At 57.3% G+C, this 16,356-nt stretch carries 16 protein-coding genes and 1 pseudogene; 9 read left to right on the top strand and 8 right to left on the bottom strand.

The genetic code is table 11. From position 1 onward, the window contains the following. Positions 1–39: 39 nt before the first annotated feature. Positions 40–942 (bottom strand): ion transporter, encoded by a 903-nt coding sequence (locus AC13CN_RS02550; protein WP_253557160.1) that lies wholly within the window; start codon positions 940–942, stop codon positions 40–42. A gap of 42 nt (positions 943–984) precedes the next feature. Then, on the bottom strand, positions 985–1,884 hold the full coding sequence (locus tag AC13CN_RS02545) for a CYTH domain-containing protein (RefSeq protein WP_253557161.1): 900 nt from the start codon (positions 1,882–1,884) through the stop codon (positions 985–987). Positions 1,885–2,020: 136 nt separating this feature from the next. Here AC13CN_RS02545 and AC13CN_RS02540 point away from each other — a divergent pair, with 136 nt between their 5' ends. The 4 genes from AC13CN_RS02540 (at position 2,021) to AC13CN_RS02525 (ending at position 6,174) form a co-directional block, all read left to right on the top strand. Beyond that, complete coding sequence (locus AC13CN_RS02540) at positions 2,021–2,701, top strand: TIGR00153 family protein (RefSeq protein WP_253557162.1); 681 nt, start codon at positions 2,021–2,023, stop codon at positions 2,699–2,701. Positions 2,702–2,710: 9 nt separating this feature from the next. Next, a complete protein-coding gene (locus AC13CN_RS02535) occupies positions 2,711–3,976 on the top strand; it encodes an inorganic phosphate transporter (protein ID WP_044629977.1) in 1,266 nt (421 codons plus the stop codon). A 179-nt stretch (positions 3,977–4,155) separates the two neighbouring features. Continuing rightward, the gene (gene argA / locus AC13CN_RS02530; protein WP_058578697.1) at positions 4,156–5,472 is read left to right on the top strand and encodes an amino-acid N-acetyltransferase; all 1,317 of its coding nucleotides are present in this window, start codon (positions 4,156–4,158) and stop codon (positions 5,470–5,472) included. A 255-nt stretch (positions 5,473–5,727) separates the two neighbouring features. Then, positions 5,728–6,174, top strand: a complete 447-nt coding sequence (locus tag AC13CN_RS02525) for a DUF2335 domain-containing protein (RefSeq protein WP_082051466.1) — start codon at positions 5,728–5,730, stop codon at positions 6,172–6,174. A 58-nt stretch (positions 6,175–6,232) separates the two neighbouring features. On the opposite strand, the gene AC13CN_RS02520 is transcribed toward AC13CN_RS02525, so the two are convergent. After that, a complete protein-coding gene (locus AC13CN_RS02520) occupies positions 6,233–7,087 on the bottom strand; it encodes an SDR family oxidoreductase (protein WP_062372389.1) in 855 nt (284 codons plus the stop codon). Between the two features lie 371 nt (positions 7,088–7,458). Here AC13CN_RS02520 and AC13CN_RS02515 point away from each other — a divergent pair, with 371 nt between their 5' ends. Together AC13CN_RS02515 and AC13CN_RS02510 are read left to right on the top strand one after the other, a co-directional pair. Beyond that, positions 7,459–7,581, top strand: a complete 123-nt coding sequence (locus tag AC13CN_RS02515) for a hypothetical protein (protein WP_266100169.1) — start codon at positions 7,459–7,461, stop codon at positions 7,579–7,581. 165 nt (positions 7,582–7,746) lie between these two features. Next, positions 7,747–8,319 (top strand): annotated as a pseudogene (locus tag AC13CN_RS02510) (transposase); the annotation flags it as partial. On the opposite strand, the gene AC13CN_RS02505 reads toward AC13CN_RS02510, so the two are convergent. Next, positions 8,274–8,543, bottom strand: coding sequence for a helix-turn-helix domain-containing protein (locus AC13CN_RS02505; RefSeq protein ID WP_044630769.1), 270 nt, complete (start codon positions 8,541–8,543; stop codon positions 8,274–8,276). The pseudogene AC13CN_RS02510 and the gene AC13CN_RS02505 overlap by 46 nt on opposite strands. A gap of 134 nt (positions 8,544–8,677) precedes the next feature. Continuing rightward, a complete protein-coding gene (xseA, locus tag AC13CN_RS02500; protein WP_253557163.1) occupies positions 8,678–10,036 on the bottom strand; it encodes an exodeoxyribonuclease VII large subunit in 1,359 nt (452 codons plus the stop codon). Positions 10,037–10,253: 217 nt separating this feature from the next. Between xseA and guaB the strand changes: the two genes are divergently transcribed. Beyond that, a complete protein-coding gene (gene guaB / locus AC13CN_RS02495; RefSeq protein WP_228168722.1) occupies positions 10,254–11,723 on the top strand; it encodes an IMP dehydrogenase in 1,470 nt (489 codons plus the stop codon). Positions 11,724–11,812: 89 nt separating this feature from the next. After that, positions 11,813–13,390, top strand: a complete 1,578-nt coding sequence (gene guaA, locus AC13CN_RS02490) for a glutamine-hydrolyzing GMP synthase (RefSeq protein WP_058578693.1) — start codon at positions 11,813–11,815, stop codon at positions 13,388–13,390. 122 nt (positions 13,391–13,512) lie between these two features. Here the strand turns inward: guaA and AC13CN_RS02485 are convergent, their stop codons facing one another. After that, on the bottom strand, positions 13,513–13,689 hold the full coding sequence (locus tag AC13CN_RS02485) for a type 2 periplasmic-binding domain-containing protein (protein WP_228247729.1): 177 nt from the start codon (positions 13,687–13,689) through the stop codon (positions 13,513–13,515). A 43-nt stretch (positions 13,690–13,732) separates the two neighbouring features. Continuing rightward, positions 13,733–14,143 carry a Cd(II)/Pb(II)-responsive transcriptional regulator gene (gene cadR, locus AC13CN_RS02480; protein ID WP_170968092.1) on the bottom strand — a complete coding sequence of 137 codons (411 nt, stop codon included), beginning with the start codon at positions 14,141–14,143 and terminating at the stop codon, positions 13,733–13,735. A gap of 78 nt (positions 14,144–14,221) precedes the next feature. On the opposite strand from cadR, the gene AC13CN_RS02475 reads away from it, so the two are divergent. After that, positions 14,222–15,127: a cation efflux transmembrane domain-containing protein gene (locus AC13CN_RS02475; protein WP_042924021.1), complete on the top strand. Its 906-nt coding sequence runs from the start codon at positions 14,222–14,224 to the stop codon at positions 15,125–15,127. A gap of 106 nt (positions 15,128–15,233) precedes the next feature. Here the strand turns inward: AC13CN_RS02475 and AC13CN_RS02470 are convergent, their stop codons facing one another. Next, a complete protein-coding gene (locus AC13CN_RS02470) occupies positions 15,234–16,142 on the bottom strand; it encodes a cation diffusion facilitator family transporter (protein WP_044630773.1) in 909 nt (302 codons plus the stop codon). Between the last annotated feature and the right edge of the window lie 214 nt (positions 16,143–16,356).

The raw sequence follows: 16,356 nt of genomic DNA, 5'->3' as shown, positions 1-16,356 counted from the left end.
GGGGGCGCTTAGCGTCTCCGTTTTCGTATCGGCGAGGTGCTATTTATCCTCGCTTGGCGTCTCATCGTCGCTGCTCTCTTTGTGCGCTTTTTTGCGCGGGTCCTCGCTGTTCTCATCCAGCCAAGTGCCGCAGCGCAGGCAGTAGCGGGCACGCTTTTCGTGGCGGTCGTGGCCGCAGCCAGGGCAGGCTTCTTCTGAGTAGCGGTCTTCACGAATCGAGCGGATCACTTGGGCAGAAAACACCCCGGTGGGCACGGCAATAATCGAGTAGCCAATCAGCATCAGAATCACTGTGATGGCTTTGCCCAGCGAAGTGGTGGGCACAATATCCCCATACCCGACGGTGGTAATGCTCACGATGGCCCAATATATCGACATGGGGATGCTGGTAAAGCCCGACTCAGGGGACTCAATGGTGTACATCAGCGCGGCAAACAGTGTGACCACCATGAGAATGCTACTGAAAAATAGCAAAATCTGGCGCAGGCTACGTTTAAGCGCATCCAGCAGTAGCCTGCCTTCCCCCACAAACTCCATCAGTCGCAAAATGCGGAAGATGCGCAACACCCGCAAAATCCGCACCATCACCAGCGCATGCGCGCCAGGCACCAGCAGCACTAGCCAAGTGGGGATAATTGCAATCACATCCACCACGCCGTAAAAGCTTTTTAAATACACCGTGGGGCGTTCAAGGCAGTAGAGCCGTACCAGCAGTTCCAGGCTAAACAGCAGTGTAAAGGCCCATTCGATGTAGAAGAAAATATGCCCGTAACGCTCGGCATAGATCTCAACGCTACCGAGCAAAATCACCGCAACGCTGAGCAGAATGGCGACGATTAGCGCAATATCAAACGCCTTCGCCCCCGGCGTATCGGATTCAAAAATAATATGGAACAGCCGGGCGCGGAGTCCTTCGGCGCCGGGAGTAAGGGGAAAGCTCATCGCGTCATCCTGAGGTGGGCTTAATGAGTGGTTGAAACGTGTTTAGCGTAGCGCGGTTTCATAAGCGAAGCGACGAGCCAAATTTAACGCAGCCGCGCCGTAGGCGGTGGTGGGCATGCCTGCGCTATCTAATGCCTTAGGCAGCATCTCAGCATCTGCCCGTGCGGCGCTATCCAGCTGCGGGTGCTGGGCAAGCGTTGCCAATGCCTGCTGCGCGGCGATTAAGTGCGTCGCGTCACCGCTATCGTGATAGGCGTCGAGTGCGACTGTCGCGCGGTGTAGCCACTCGGCCGGGTGCTGGGCATCAGGCAGCGGCCACTGCTGGCGGCCCAGCGCATTGCCCCGCGATGCCTTACTGCTGTCGGAGGGACGCAGTGGTACTTGGCTGGCCAGCTCGGCCGCCAGCGACCATAGCGCCTCAGGGTCGCCTGCTTTTAACTCTAGCTCCACTTCGCAAATCGGCGCGCGAGCCTTGCCACAAACGATCTCGCCCTCATCCAGCACCAGCTCAATCTTGCTGCCTTGCCAGGCAAGCTGCCAACTGCGGCGGGTGAAGTCTGTGCTTAGCGTCGAGCGCAGTGCCGCAATTTTGTCTGCTAACGCGTTTTGAAAGGGCGGCAGGGCGGCCAGGGCGGATTGATCTAAGCTGGGGTCAGGAACTTGCCACTCCCACTCCTGTCGGCTGGAGAGCCCGCCACCCCCTTGGCCGGCGGTTTTTACCGTCTGCAATACTTGGCTATCCAGCTGGCGCAGGCGCACCGCTATTCGTGCGGCGGCTAAATCTCCCGCCGGGGTATCGAAGTAGGTGTTGGCCAGCTGCTGCTGAACGGGGGGAGTGCTGGCGAGCACCGGATGGTGTAACAGCGCGTCGATCTGGGTGGGTGGCAGTGCCAGTTTTAGCTCTACCTCGTTCGGTGCTGGCATGCTGGTTGAGTTTTTCATGACAATCGCCACCTCACTATTATGACATTTTGGTTAATTTTTGATGACGTTATGAACTTTTCATGACGGCGGCGGACGCACTCTTTATACTGGCGCCCGCCATTTCCAGGCTCCCCGAAAACAGGCTAAAGGCTATATGGTAACCTCCAACCCTTTTTCCGCGATGTTTGGCCGCTCGCCATTCCAGCCGTTGCTGGCTCACATCGTCAAGGCCAATGAATGTGCCGACCAACTGCTGCCGTTCTTCGAGGCAACACTTGTCGGTGATTGGGACACGGCGGCTGAGCTGCGCGAGAACGTCACGCGCTTAGAGCACGACGCCGACACCCTGAAAACAGAACTGCGGCTGAACCTGCCTAACACCATGTTCCTGCCGGTATCGCGTTCTGACCTGCTCGATTTGATCAGTGTTCAGGACAAGATTGCCAACAAAGTGCGCGACATTACCGGCATTATGCTGGGGCGTAAAATGCGCGTACCCAATGAGCTGGCCGAACCGATGCGCGACTACATGCGCACCAGTGTGGCCTGTGTGGCCCAAGCCCGCCAAGCGCTTGAAGAGCTGAAAGACCTGCTGGAATCCGGTTTTGGTCGCAACGTGTCCGATGTGATGCAGAACATGATTCGCGAGCTACACACCCTTGAGCACCAGGCTGACAGCCAGCAGATTGCGATTCGTCGCCAGCTGTTCGAGCTAGAGAGCCAGCTGCCGCCAGTGGATGTGATCTTCCTCTACAAGATCATTGAATGGGTGGGCGAAGTCTCTGATCGCGCTGAACGCGTAGGTAGCCGCCTGCAGATTTTGACCGCACGCTAAGGGATACTCATGCAGATTATTGCCCAGCACGGTGACATTTTTATCATTCTGGCCTGTGTATTTGGCTTCTTTATGGCGTGGGGCGTCGGCGCAAACGACGTCGCTAACGCCATGGGAACCTCGGTGGGGTCGAAAGCGATTACCATCAAACAGGCGATCCTTATTGCCGTTGTCTTTGAGTTTTTAGGCGCATGGCTGGCCGGTGGCGAAGTCACCAACACCATTCGTAAAGGCATCATCGATCCTGAATTGTTGCAGGAAGACCCACAGCTGCTGGTGTACGGCATGTTAGCGGCGCTGCTGGCAGCGGGAACCTGGCTGCTGGTGGCCTCCATGAAAGGCTGGCCCGTTTCCACCACGCACTCCATTGTGGGCGCGATTGTGGGCTTCGCGGTGGCAGGCCTGGGGGCTTCTACCGTGGATTGGGGGGCGGTTACCAAGATTGCCGCAAGCTGGGTCGTTTCCCCGCTGCTGGCCGGTACCATCGGCTTTGTGCTGTTCAAATCGGTCCACCACCTGATTTTTGAAAACGATAACCCGTTTACCGCCGCCAAGCGCTACGTGCCGGGCTATGTATTTTTGGTGGGCTTTATTGTTGCCATGGTCACGCTGACCAAAGGGCTCTCCCACGTGGGGCTCGACCTGACCTTTAACCAAAGCCTGCTGCTCTCCATCCTGCTCGGCTTGGTCATTATGGGCATTGGCATGCTGATGCAGCGCCGCATCAAATTCGAAAAGACCGCTAACGACCATTTTGGTTACGCCAACGTGGAGCGAGTGTTCGGCGTACTAATGATCTTCACTGCCTGTGCCATGGCCTTTGCCCACGGCTCTAATGATGTTGCCAATGCGGTTGGCCCGCTGGCAGCGGTGATCAGCGTGGTGCAAACCGGCGGTGAAATTGAGGGCTCGGCCCTTGTGCCCTGGTGGGTACTGGTACTAGGTGGCGGCGGTATCGTCGTTGGCTTGGTTACCTATGGCCATAAAGTCATCGCGACGGTCGGTACCGGCATTACTGAGCTGACGCCTAGCCGTGGCTTTGCGGCCACCCTGGCGGCGGCTACCACCGTAGTGCTGGCATCGGGTACTGGTCTGCCCATATCGACCACTCACACCCTAGTGGGCGCGGTGCTGGGCGTAGGTTTGGCCCGTGGTATGGCGGCGCTTAACCTGCGTGTGATTGGCACCATTGCCATGTCGTGGCTGATTACGCTGCCTGCTGGTGCTGGTTTGGCGATTCTGTTCTTCTTTATGTTTAAAGGCATGTTTGGTTAACAGACGGAGCTAACTCCGCACCGAATGCCACAGCTCGGCTGAACCGCCAAGCCTACAGCGGCACCTTCTTAGCACACGATCTTTGAATCAGATCTTTGCAATAGAAGGTGCCGCTGTTTTTTGTGCTCTGTTAAAGTAAACAGCGTTACCTTCATTCACCTGCTGCCGGAGAGCGGCCCTTGGACACTCGTTTCCCCTTTGTAGATTGGTTTCGTAACGCCTCCCCATACATTAATGCGCACCGGGGGCGAACCTTTGTCATCTTGATTGAGGGCGAAGCCATGGCCTCTGGCCGAGGGGAGCAGCTCATCCAAGATTTAGCGCTGCTGCACACCTTAGGTGTGCGCTTGGTAGTGGTGTTCGGCATTCGCCCTCAGGTACATGAGGCACTGACTGCCGCTGGCGTAGAACCCACCCGGGTGGATGGCCGCTGGGTGGCCGATCGCGCTGTGATGGCCCACGTTGAGCAGGTAGCGGCGCACCAGCGGCTCTGGCTGGAAGCCCGGCTTTCCCTTGGCCTGCCGAGCACGCCGCTACACGGCGTAGAACTCAGCGTGATTTCCGGCAACCTAGTCACCGCCAAGCCGCTTGGCGTGCGCGAAGGAGTGGATTTTGACCATAGCGGCGAAGTGCGCCGGGTGCGGGCCAGCGCCATTGAGGGGCTGCTGGAAAAAGGCTCGCTAGTGCTACTGCCGCCGCTGGGATTCTCCAGCACGGGGGAAGTGTTCGATTTAGACGCCTCGGAAGTGGCTCAGCACGCCGCCGTGGCGCTCAAGGCAGACAAGCTGATTCTGCTGGGCGAGTCCGAAGGCCTGGAAGACGAGCAGGGCGCGCTCTTGCGCCAGCTTTCCCCTTTTGAGGCAGAGCCGCGCCTGCAGCAAGCCGCGCCGGGTAGCGAATTGGCGCGACACTTGAGTGCTGCCTGCACCGCCGCCCGTGAGGGTGTAGCACGTACTCACTTGCTCTCGTGGCGCAATCACGACGCGCTGCTGGGCGAGCTGTTCACCCGTGACGGCGTGGGCACCATGATTACCCAGCACCGCTACGAACAGCTGCGCCCCGCCACGCTGAACGATGTGGCAGGCCTGCTAGAGCTGCTAGAGCCGCTAGAGCGGCGCGGTATGCTGGTAGCACGCTCCCGAGAGCGGTTAGAGCACGAAATTGATGATTACATGGTGATTGAGCGGGACGGCATGGTAATTGGCTGCGCGGCGCTACACGTCTTCCCCGAGACCACCGTGGGCGAGCTGGCCTGCGTGGCCGTGCATGGCAATTACCGGGGCGGCGAGCGCGGCGAGCGACTGGTCGAAGCCCTGGAGCGACGCGCCCGCCAGCGGGGGCTTTCCGATATGTTCGTGCTCACCACCCATACCGCCCATTGGTTCGTGGAGCGCGGCTTCCGAGCCGCCAGCCTGGAAGACCTGCCCCCCCTCAAACGCGAGGCCTACAACCACGCCCGTAAATCCAAGGTGCTGGTGAAAAATCTGGCGGGTTAGTGGGGAAAACCGGCACCATGCGCGCTATCGACTACCTAACGAGAGTCACTTTGCGCTATGGTAAAAGAAACTAACCGAGGGATGCCGCAATGAACCTCAAACATATCGCACACATTGCCAGTGTCACTACGATCTTTCCGCAAAAGCGGCAGGCAATCCAACCTGTCGAGTTTGTCGTGCACGAGAGCGATGCAGAGGCATTGAGCAGCGATTTTCTGAAGGTTGGAAAAGATATGCAAAAGGCGATGGAGCAATATGACCGACTCCCCAGACTCTCACACTCGTGATTCATCGCAGCAATCACCAACATCTTCTAACAATCAGAGCATTATTGCTCAACAATTGACCTACTCAGGTCCCTTGCCGCCCTCTGCAGAAATGGAAAAATACGAGCGCATCAGCCCCGGCGCGGCAGATCGTATTTTAGCCATGGCCGAGAAGGAGCAAGCGCATCGCCACGCGCAAGAAGAGAAAGAAAACGCCGTCAACTCTCGTATTGCTGAGTCCAATATACGCTCGCAGGATGCCAGTATCAGCGAGATCAAGCGCGGGCAGTGGATGGCCTACAGCCTTGGCCTTATCTTTCTGGGTATTACAGTGATGCTCGGGCTGAACGGGCATGAAGTTGCTGCGTCAACATTAGGACTTGGCGGGGTTGCGGCGGTGGCGACTGTATTTATAAAGGTGCGTAACAAGCAGTAGGGTAGGCTGTAATAGTCGTGTTCTACGGGTGAGGCGGCATCGCCGCCTCAGAGGGTTGCTAGGTATTCAGAATCACGCCACCGTTCAGGTGCAGCGTTTGGCCGCTCATGTAGGATGACTCTTCACAGGCCAGGTACACATAGGCCGGGCCGATTTCACTGGGCTGTCCGGCGCGTTTCATCGGCACCTGACTGCCGAACTCCGCGACTTTCTCTTCATCGAAGCTGGCCGGAATCAGCGGTGTCCAGATGAGGCCGGGAGCCACGGCGTTGACACGGATGCCTCGGTCCATCAGCGACATCGCCAGCGAGCGTATCAGCCCCTGAATGGCGCCCTTGGTGGCAGTGTAGTCAATCAGCGTGTCGTTGCCCTTGAACGCATTGATGGAGGAGGTGGCAATGATCGTATCGCCCTCACTCAAATGGGGCAGCGCCGCTTTGGTCAGGTAAAAGTGGCTGAAGATATTGGTCTGGAACGTGCGCTGCAGCTGCTCGTCGGGGATCTCGGTAATATCGTCCCAGTCGTACTGCTCAGCGGCGTTATTGATCACGATGTTGATCTTGCCGAAGTGATCCAGGGTGCGCTTAACAATCTCGCGGCAAAATGCCGGGGCGGCCACATCGCCTTTCAACACCAGGCAGCGGCGTCCTTCTGCTTCCACTAGCCGCTTGGTTTCCTCGGCGTCTTTGGTCTCTTTGAGATGCACGATCACGCTATCCGCCCCTTCACGGGCGTAGTGCACGGCCACGGCACGGCCAATGCCGCTGTCGCCGCCGGTAATAATGGCTACTTTATCGAGCAGTTTTTCAGCGCCGCGATAGCTATTGCGGATGTATTCAGGTGCTGGGCGCATGGCGTGTTCATCGCCGGGCTGTTTGTTCTGGTGCTGCGGGGGCTGCTGTTGGTCGCTCATGTGCGGTCACTCCTTTGTGTGCACGAATCGCTTCGATTAGCTGGCAGGGCTGCCCGTCTCCTCAGGCGGCTAGCTGCCGAATGTCGAGCTTTCAACGTAGACCAAAGGCGAAGGATAGAGCAAATAGTGCGGGCGCATCAGTAACCTGGAATAGCGAGAATTAATAAAGGCTATTTAAACAGACGATCAATAGGAGATTGCTCCTGCTTATTTTTTTAAGTGACTGTTATAAATGGTTTTTGATTAAGCGTAAGTAAGTGGTGATGGTATTAGGCGGATAGCGCACCATGGCAAGAACCCCGGCAGCAGCTATAGTGAGTGAGGCTTTATCCCAGTAATATCTCGACCACCGGCAAGGAGTAGGAGGTACTATGTCCCCTGATAAAGACGACCAGAAGAAAGATCAGCGTGACGACCACCACGATGACGCAAACCCAATGCCTGACACGCACCACGTCAATCCTGATGCCGAGAAAAAGTCAGAGAAAAAGTAAGTAAGAGAGATTAAAAAGGCGCTGTTGTTAGCCTGGATTTCTCACAGGGTATAAAAGAAAGCGGCTGAAAGTGCTATGATTTCAAGAACCTAACCAATCCATCAAGCACCAACAGCCGCTTCCAAAATGGTACCTGAAAAGCTGACCTTCTCGCCACTCTCACGCCGCCAAATTGAAGCCGACTATCTGCGCACCAGTGACCGCAGCGACAGCCGCCATAGCTGGGCGATCCTCGCCTTACTGGTACGCTTTATCCGCCAATACTGGCCCGATACCCGCATCGTGTTACGAGGTGATAGCCACTTTTGTCGTCCCCGGATGCTGAACTGGTGCGATCGGCATCACGTCGACTACATCGTGGGAATCGCCAAGAACAGCCGGCTGCTCAAGGAAGTGGATGTGCCCATGATGCTGGTACGCAAGACCCAATGGCAGGTGGGAGGGAAAGTGGCAGAGACGTTTCGCTTTCCGTATCAAGCACACTCCTGGAAATACCCACGCTGGGTGGTGGCCCGTCTGGAAGAAGGCGAGCTGGGCTCTAATCCCCGGTTTATCATCAGTTCCCGTTACGATGACGGCTTCAAGCTTTACTACGAGCAGTACTGTGCCCGGGGTGACATGGAGAACCGGATCAAGGATCAACAACTGAGCCTGTTCGCTGACCGTACCTCCAGCACGCACTGGTGGGCCAATCAGTGGCGGCTGATCTTGTACCAGCGATTAAACGGATTTTTACGCTGAACCACGACCTCTAAGCCCATCAAGTCGAGTGTATCGAGTACCTTCTGCAGTTGAAGCGTAGGCTTGCCGCGCTCTAGGTCGACAATAAAACGGTTGCCGGTACCGGCAAGGCCTGCCACGTCGCTTTGCAGTAGTGCTTGGGATTGGCGCACCTGTTTTATCAGCGCGCCGAGTTCTTGTGAGGTGCGTACTCGAGTCGCAGGAGGAGTTGAAGTCGCCATTGCGAGTGCCTCTCGTAAATTACCGTTCGGTAAGAATAGCCGAAAGGCAATGATCTTGCTGGCAAAATATTCCCGAACGGTAATTTTTTGCTATCTCTGTATCTAAAGGCGTCTAATGATTACCGAGCGGTAATTCAGTGCTTCTTGTAGCGCCGTTTTACTTCGACGTTGAGGCGGCCTTCGCCCAGGCGCAGTTTGAGCAGTTGGCCGGGCTGGGTGTCTTCGGCGCGGCGGATGACTTGGCCTTGGGTATCTTGGGCGATGGCGTAGCCGCGGCCGAGTACGGCCAGCGGGCTGACGGCGTTTAGCTCGCGGGCGGCGCTGTGCAGGCGTGCTTGCCGCGTTTCCAACAGGCGCTGCATGGCGCTGGCTAAACGACGCTGTAGGCTGCTGATACGCTCGCTTTCGGCGCGGTGCAGCCGTGCCATATCTTGGCTGGCGAGGCGTCGGGTGAGCTGGGCCACGTGGGCTTTTTGCTGGGCGAGCGTTTGCTGCATGGCGCGGGTAAGGCGCTGCTGCAGCGTAGTGAGGTGCTGGCGCTGGCGAGCCAACTGCTCACCGGGGTGACGAAGGCGGGCGCGTAGGGTATCTAGCCGCTGGCTATCGCGTTCTAACCGCGCCTGTATGCTTCGGTGCAAACGCTGCTCCGCTTGAGCGAGCTGGCGCTTAAGAGCGTGTTGGTCGGGCACTAGCCGTTCAGCGGCGGCAGACGGAGTCGGGGCGCGCATATCGGCGGCAAAATCCGCCAGGGTGACATCCACCTCGTGGCCCACTGCCGACATCACCGGCAGCCGGGAGTGAAAAATCGCCCGCGCCAGATGCTCGTTATTAAACGCCCAGAGATCTTCCAGGCTGCCGCCACCACGGGTGATTAGCACCACATCTTGCTCGGGGTCTAGCCGCGACTGCCGGTTGAGCAGGCCCAGCGCCGAGATCATCGCCGGGGCGGCTTCAGCGCCCTGAACCGGTACGGGAATCAGCGTCACGTCCGCCAGCGGCCAGCGAGCGGCCAATACGGCCAGCACATCGCGAATGGCCGCCCCAGTGGCGGAGCTTAAAATCAAAATCTTGCGCGGGGGAAAGGGCAGGGGGCGCGTATTGGCGAACACGCCTTCGCCTTCCAGCTGCGCTTTCAAACGCTCGAAGGCCGCCAGCAGCTCGCCAAGGCCAGCGGCTTGCACCGCTTCAGCAATGAGCTGGTAATCGCCCCGTGGCTCGAACAGCGAGACCCGTCCGCGTAGCTTCACTTGGTCGCCGTTGCGCATGGGGGCGGCCACAAAGCGCGCCCGCTGACGAAACAGCGCACAGCGAATCTGCGCCCGGTCGTCTTTTAAAGTGAAATAGATATGCCCCGAGGCCGGGCGAGACACATTAGAAAGCTCGCCCTCTACCCACACTTCCCCCACATCGCGCTCCAGGGTTTGCTTGGCGCGCTGGTTCAGCTGGCTCACGGAGAGCGCTTTGGGAGTGGGTGATGTGCTTGTCAGTTCCATCGTTGGCCTTGGTGATCATTTCGTAGATGACACGATACCTCAAACGAGGTGCGTGAGCCTTGCCAACGGCGCTTATTCCCGCAGGGCCTTGAGCGTCATTAGCAACTGGTATAAGCCTAACCGCGACTCTGCATTGCTGGGGCGGCCCTCAAAACGTTATAATAGGCGATTAACTTTTTACGCCCCATCTTCCCACTTCTCAATGGGTGTTGCCGCTATGCTACGTATGGCCCAAGAAGCGCTTACGTTCGATGACGTACTCCTCGTTCCCGGCTTCTCCGACATTCTGCCAAAGGATGTCAGCCTCAAAACCCGCCTGACCCGCAATCTCTTCCTGAATATTCCCCTGCTTTCCGCTGCAATGGATACTGTAACTGAAGCGCGTCTAGCCATTGCGATGGCTCAGGAAGGCGGCATCGGCATCATCCATAAGAACATGACCATGGCGCAACAGGCCGCTGAAGTGCGCAAGGTGAAGAAGCACGAAAGCGTCATTGTCAAAGACCCGGTCACCGTTAGCCCCAAAGCCAAGCTGGAAGACCTGCTGGCGATGGCCCGCGAAAACGGCTTCTCCGGCTTCCCGGTGGTAGAAGGCGAAACCCTGGTAGGCATCGTGACCGAGCGCGACATGCGCTTCCAGCCCAACGTGGGCGACAGCGTTGCCGACATTATGACTCCCCGCGAGCGACTGGTAACAGTGAAAGAAGGCACCGACCTTGAAACCAGCAAAGCCAAGATGCGCGAACACCGCATCGAGAAAATGCTGATTGTCGATGACGCCTTCCACCTGCGCGGCCTGGTAACTTTCCAAGACATCGAAAAAGCCCGCACCTACCCGATGGCCGCTAAAGACAGCGACGGCCGCCTGCTAGTAGGCGCAGCGGTAGGCACCGGCCCGGAAACCCCGGACCGCGTCGCGGCACTGGCCGAAGCCGGCGTTGACGTGATCATCGTCGATACCGCCCACGGCCACTCCCAAGGCGTCATCGACCGCGTTCGCTGGATCAAAGAGCACTTCCCCGAGATTCAAGTGATCGGCGGCAACATCGCCACCGCCGCCGCTGCCAAAGCGCTGGCCGAAGCAGGCGCAGACGCCGTGAAAGTAGGCATCGGCCCCGGCTCTATCTGCACCACGCGTATTGTGGCAGGCGTTGGCGTACCGCAAATCACCGCCGTTTCCAACGTAGCCGAAGCGCTGAAAGAGTTCGACATTCCGCTGATTGCCGATGGCGGCGTACGCTTCTCTGGCGACTTGGCGAAAGCCATTGCCGCTGGCGCAAGCGCCGTGATGGTGGGTGGCCTGCTGGCCGGTACCGAAGAAGCGCCGGGTGAAGTGGAGCTTTACCAAGGCCGTACCTACAAAGCCTACCGCGGCATGGGTTCCATGGGCGCGATGTCCCAGAACCAAGGCAGCGCCGACCGCTACTTCCAAGACAAAGATGCCGGTGCCGAAAAACTGGTACCGGAAGGCATCGAAGGTCGCGTGCCTTATAAAGGCATGATGGGCGCTATTGTCCACCAGCTGATGGGCGGCCTGCGCGCCTCCATGGGTTACACCGGCTGCCGCGATATTCAAGAAATGCGCACCAAGCCCGAGTTCGTACAAATCACCGGCGCTGGCTTTAACGAGTCCCACGTTCACGACGTGCAGATCACCAAAGAAGCCCCCAACTACCGGGTGAGCTAACCAGCGCATTAAGTTACACGGCGGCGGGCATTGCCCCGCCGCTTGCTTTTTAGCCAATGCGGCCCGTTCCGCGTTATAGAGGCTCCGCCATGAGTGACATTCACGCCCATAAGATCCTGATTCTCGACTTTGGCTCCCAGTACACCCAGCTGATCGCCCGCCGGGTACGTGAAATCGGCGTATTCTCTGAAATCCGCGCCTTCGATATCACCGAAGAAGAGATTCGCGAATACAACCCTAACGGCATCATCCTGGCCGGTGGCCCGGAATCCGTCACCGAGCTGGATTCCCCCCGCGCCCCGCAGTGCGTGTTCGAAATGGGCCTGCCGGTATTTGGTATCTGCTACGGCATGCAAACCATGGCCGAGCAGCTAGGCGGCAAGGTAGAAGGCTCTAACCAGCGTGAGTTTGGCTACGCCCAGATTCGCCTGGACGCAGAAAGCGCGCTGTTCAAAGACATCAAAGACCACGTAGACGCCGCCACCGGCAACGCGCTGCTGGATGTATGGATGAGCCACGGCGATAAAGTCGCCAAAGCCCCCGACACCTTCACCGTGACCGCCTCTACCCCGAGCTGTCCGATTGCGGCCATGGCCTGGGAAGAGAAGCAGTTCTACGGCGTACAGTTCCACCCGGAAGTGACCCACACCCTGCAAGGCCAGCGGATTCTTGAGCACTTCGTGCTGGATATCTGTAAAGCCGAGAAGCTGTGGACGCCCGCGCAAATCATCGAAGACCAAGTACAGCGCGTACGCGAGCAAGTCGGCGACCGCCACGTACTGCTGGGCCTTTCCGGCGGCGTCGACTCTTCCGTTGTGGCTGCGCTGCTGCACAAAGCGATTGGCGACCAGCTCACCTGCGTGTTCGTCGATAACGGCCTGCTGCGTAAGAACGAAGGCGACCAAGTGATGGAAACCTTCGCCAAGCACATGGGCGTAAAGGTGATCCGCGTTGACGCCGAAGAGCTGTTCCTGGAGAAGCTGAAAGGCGAAAACGACCCGGAAGCCAAGCGCAAAATCATCGGCAACACCTTTATCGACGTGTTCGATGAAGAAGCCAGCAAAATCGAAGGCGTGGAGTTCCTGGCCCAGGGCACCATCTACCCGGACGTGATCGAATCCGCGGCCTCGAAAACCGGCAAAGCGCACGTGATCAAATCCCACCACAACGTGGGTGGCCTGCCGGAAACCATGAAGCTCAAGCTGGTCGAGCCGCTGCGCGAACTGTTCAAAGACGAAGTGCGCAAACTCGGCCTCGAACTCGGCCTGCCCTACGATATGGTCTACCGCCACCCATTCCCTGGCCCCGGCCTGGGCGTGCGGATTCTCGGTGAAGTGAAGAAAGAGTACGCCGACATTCTGCGCGATGCGGATGCCATCTACATCGAAGAACTGCGCGCCGCCGGTTGGTACGAAAAAACCAGCCAAGCCTTCGCCGTGTTCCTGCCGGTGAAATCCGTAGGCGTGGTTGGCGACGGCCGCCGCTACGAATGGGTCATCGCGCTCCGCGCCGTCGAAACCATCGACTTCATGACCGCCCGCTGGGCGCACCTGCCCTACGAGCTGCTGGAGAAGGTTTCCAACCGGATTATCAACGAGTTGGAAGGCGTTTCGCGGGTGACTTATGATGTGAGCAGTAAGCCGCCTGCTACGATTGAGTGGGAGTAGCCGGCAACGACGGGCACTCTCTGGTAACCGTCTGTCAATGACAGGCGTTCATTCAACCCGGCGCCATTGCCGGGTTGTTTGTTTTTGGACTTTGATTAATTACCTGGAATTACCCGGTTTTTCTATTTGAACCTCAGTGCATCCACCAGCAAGCGAAACAGCGGGGATGATTGACGGCGACTCGGGTAATACAGGTAATAGCCGTCATAGGTGGTAAACCAGTCATTCAACAGACTGACCGGTTTTCCGCTGTGCAGTTCTTCTCTCACCATTGCGGTCGGCGCCCACGCTGGAAAAATGCCCCTGTTACAGAACGTTCAGGAGAGTTTTTGGAACCGGGTGTCAGCCGCTCGAAACCGGAGTAGCCGACAAATTCCGCAATATGCCGCATTGCTCGACTGTCCGACGGTTTGAACAGCTGCGGCGCAGCATTCTCAGTTGCTCGTTCAGTTTGGTTAGTTCCTGGATACGCGCCTCCACCTGCTCGATATGCCTATCCATCATCCGATTCACGTCATCACATTGTGCGCCGGGGGAACGGCTTAATCCCAATAATTGCCGGATCTCCGGCAAACTGAGATCCAGGCTGCGACAGTGCTTGATGAACAGTAATTGCTCAACGGCAACTTCATCGTACAGGCGAAAATTACCTTCACTGCGTTCTGCGGAGGCAATCAATTGTTCCTTTTCATAATGCCGGATGGTTTGCACGGAGCAGCCAGTCACTTTCGACAGTTCGCCGATTTTTATCATCTCTCAATATTCCGATTGACTCTATAGTTGTTATAGAGTTTATAGTGACCGTCTGTACATTCTCAAGGGCTTTTTTCGATGTCTGACCCGTGTAATGACAACTGCCAGAGCAACAAGATTGCCAGTGCCCCCACTTCTGGGATAGCGAATACTGATACGGCTTTTCAACATGGCTATGTCAGTGACTACCGGGTACCAAAAATGGACTGCCCGTCGGAAGAGGGGATGATCCGCATGGCTCTGGACAGTATTGAGCCCCGGGTTTTACTGGAGTTCGATACACCGAATCGGAAGGTGCGGGTATTCCATGGCGACAATGGGGCTGCCATCGAGGAGAGGATGCGTTCCCTGGGGCTGGGTGCCACGCTCGAAAAAACCACCCCGGCGGGGGAAGAGGATTTAGTCCTGGCCAGGGAGAAGGAAGAGGCAACCGCCCAGGTCGAAGCCGGTATACTGAAGTGGTTGCTGGCCATCAACGGCGTTATGTTCGTGGTTGAACTGACGGTAGGCTGGCTGGCGCAATCCACTGGCTTGATAGCGGATTCTTTGGACATGTTTGCTGATGCCGCGGTCTATGGCGTCGCCCTCTATGCGGTGGCGAACAGCCTTCGCACCAAGCTGCGCGCGGCGCATTTGTCAGGCTGGCTGCAGTTGATTCTGGCGCTGGGAGTCCTGGCTGAAGTCGGGCGGCGATTTGTTTTCGGCAGCGAACCCGTATCCGCGTTAATGATGGGTTTTGGTCTTGTGGCCCTGGCGGCCAACGTCTGGTGTCTGGTGCTTATCGCAAGAAACCGGCACGGCGGCGCACACATGAAAGCAAGTTGGATCTTTTCCGCTAACGATGTCATCGCCAATGTGGGCGTTATCGTCGCCGGTGTATTGGTCGCCTGGACGGGTTCCCGTTATCCCGACCTGGTTATTGGTCTGATCATCGGGCTGATTGTGCTGAATGGCGCCCGGCGAATTCTGCAACTGCGCTATTAGTCTCTGGTCCTTTCTCGCTGCTCGGATTCATGCCGGCAAAATTCCGCGCCTGGGCGGCCTATTAAAATAGTCGCCGCTCTCGCCGATGCTTATGGAGAATTTTCTGTCAACCGTGCCCATAGGTGTGGGCATCCTTGTGCATGTGGTCCGGGTGCTCGAATTCCAGTGTTGAATGACGTATGTTGAATTCCTGCGCCAGAGCCTGTTTTATCCTGTATTTGATATTCTCAAGCTGATCCCATGCACTTTCCTCGATAATCACATGGGCCTCCAGCGAGGCATCGTGTTCGCCCATCTGCCAAAAATGCACATGGTGAAGGTCGATAACGCCTTCGATATTGGAGAGGGCAACAATGACGGCATCGGTATCGATGTCCACCGGGCTACCCAGCATGAGTGTTCTGATGGTGCCGCCGATTTCTGTCAGGCCCAGGTAGAGAATATAGCCCGCGATACCGATGGTGATGGCAGGATCAACCCAGCGCATGTCGTAGAGCAAAATAAGAGTCCCGCCAATGACCACGGCGACCGACGCGAGTGCATCCGACAGATTGTGAAGAAACAGTGCACGGATATTGACGCTGTCTTTCTGCATCGAATAGGTGAGCAACGCTGTCAAGGCGTCCACAGCCAGAGCGATACCACCAAGCCAGACGACCCACCAGCCCTTTACCTCTGGAGGATCGATTATCCGCATGCCACCTTCGTAAACCAGGTAGATCCCGATAATGATCAAGGTAGTGTAGTTGATGAGAGCTGCAACGATTTCAATGCGTCCGTAGCCAAAGGTCATCCTTGCGTCAGCCTGGCGGCGCGCAATTTTTTGCGCCGCGAACGCGATGACGAGTGCGGCCATGTCAGAGAAGTTATGCAAGGCGTCCGCGATAAGGGCGAGACTGCCGGCAAAGATACCTCCCCCAATCTGAGCCAGGGTCAGGATCCCGTTCGCCCAGATGGCGATGGCAACGCGTTTATCCTTGGTCTCGGGGGGTATATGCACATGGTCGTGACTCATTGGGTTAACCTAGTTGGTGGCTATTTATAAAGAGGCATCTGCTGTATTCAGCTTACTCTGTGCCTGGTCGCCTGTCTAGCGTCTCCCCACTTTTCCACAGGTGGTGCTGTAACTGCCTGAATAGCGTTGAAAATTTCAGTGCTATCAACGAGATCGGGGGCTTTCCCGCCGGTATCATGTTGTTACCCCTAACACCATGAACCAAAAGGAAAAC

Source organism: Vreelandella sp. L-25 (genome assembly GCF_056857535.1).
Note: the sequence above shows the minus strand (reverse complement) of the source record. Positions and strands in the feature narration are given on the sequence as shown.

Bases quoted from the DNA above. Each gene is read 5' to 3' on its own strand.
- AC13CN_RS02550 (WP_253557160.1), bottom strand. From the start codon at position 942: ATGAGCTTTCCCCTTACTCCCGGCGCCGAAGGACTCCGCGCCCGGCTG.
- AC13CN_RS02545 (WP_253557161.1), bottom strand. From the start codon at position 1,884: ATGAAAAACTCAACCAGCATGCCAGCACCGAACGAGGTAGAGCTAAAA.
- AC13CN_RS02540 (WP_253557162.1), top strand. From the start codon at position 2,021: ATGGTAACCTCCAACCCTTTTTCCGCGATGTTTGGCCGCTCGCCATTC.
- AC13CN_RS02535 (WP_044629977.1), top strand. From the start codon at position 2,711: ATGCAGATTATTGCCCAGCACGGTGACATTTTTATCATTCTGGCCTGT.
- AC13CN_RS02525 (WP_082051466.1), top strand. From the start codon at position 5,728: ATGACCGACTCCCCAGACTCTCACACTCGTGATTCATCGCAGCAATCA.
- AC13CN_RS02520 (WP_062372389.1), bottom strand. From the start codon at position 7,087: ATGAGCGACCAACAGCAGCCCCCGCAGCACCAGAACAAACAGCCCGGC.
- AC13CN_RS02515 (WP_266100169.1), top strand. From the start codon at position 7,459: ATGTCCCCTGATAAAGACGACCAGAAGAAAGATCAGCGTGACGACCAC.
- AC13CN_RS02505 (WP_044630769.1), bottom strand. From the start codon at position 8,543: ATGGCGACTTCAACTCCTCCTGCGACTCGAGTACGCACCTCACAAGAA.
- xseA (WP_253557163.1), bottom strand. From the start codon at position 10,036: ATGGAACTGACAAGCACATCACCCACTCCCAAAGCGCTCTCCGTGAGC.
- guaB (WP_228168722.1), top strand. From the start codon at position 10,254: ATGCTACGTATGGCCCAAGAAGCGCTTACGTTCGATGACGTACTCCTC.
- guaA (WP_058578693.1), top strand. From the start codon at position 11,813: ATGAGTGACATTCACGCCCATAAGATCCTGATTCTCGACTTTGGCTCC.
- cadR (WP_170968092.1), bottom strand. From the start codon at position 14,143: ATGATAAAAATCGGCGAACTGTCGAAAGTGACTGGCTGCTCCGTGCAA.
- AC13CN_RS02475 (WP_042924021.1), top strand. From the start codon at position 14,222: ATGTCTGACCCGTGTAATGACAACTGCCAGAGCAACAAGATTGCCAGT.
- AC13CN_RS02470 (WP_044630773.1), bottom strand. From the start codon at position 16,142: ATGAGTCACGACCATGTGCATATACCCCCCGAGACCAAGGATAAACGC.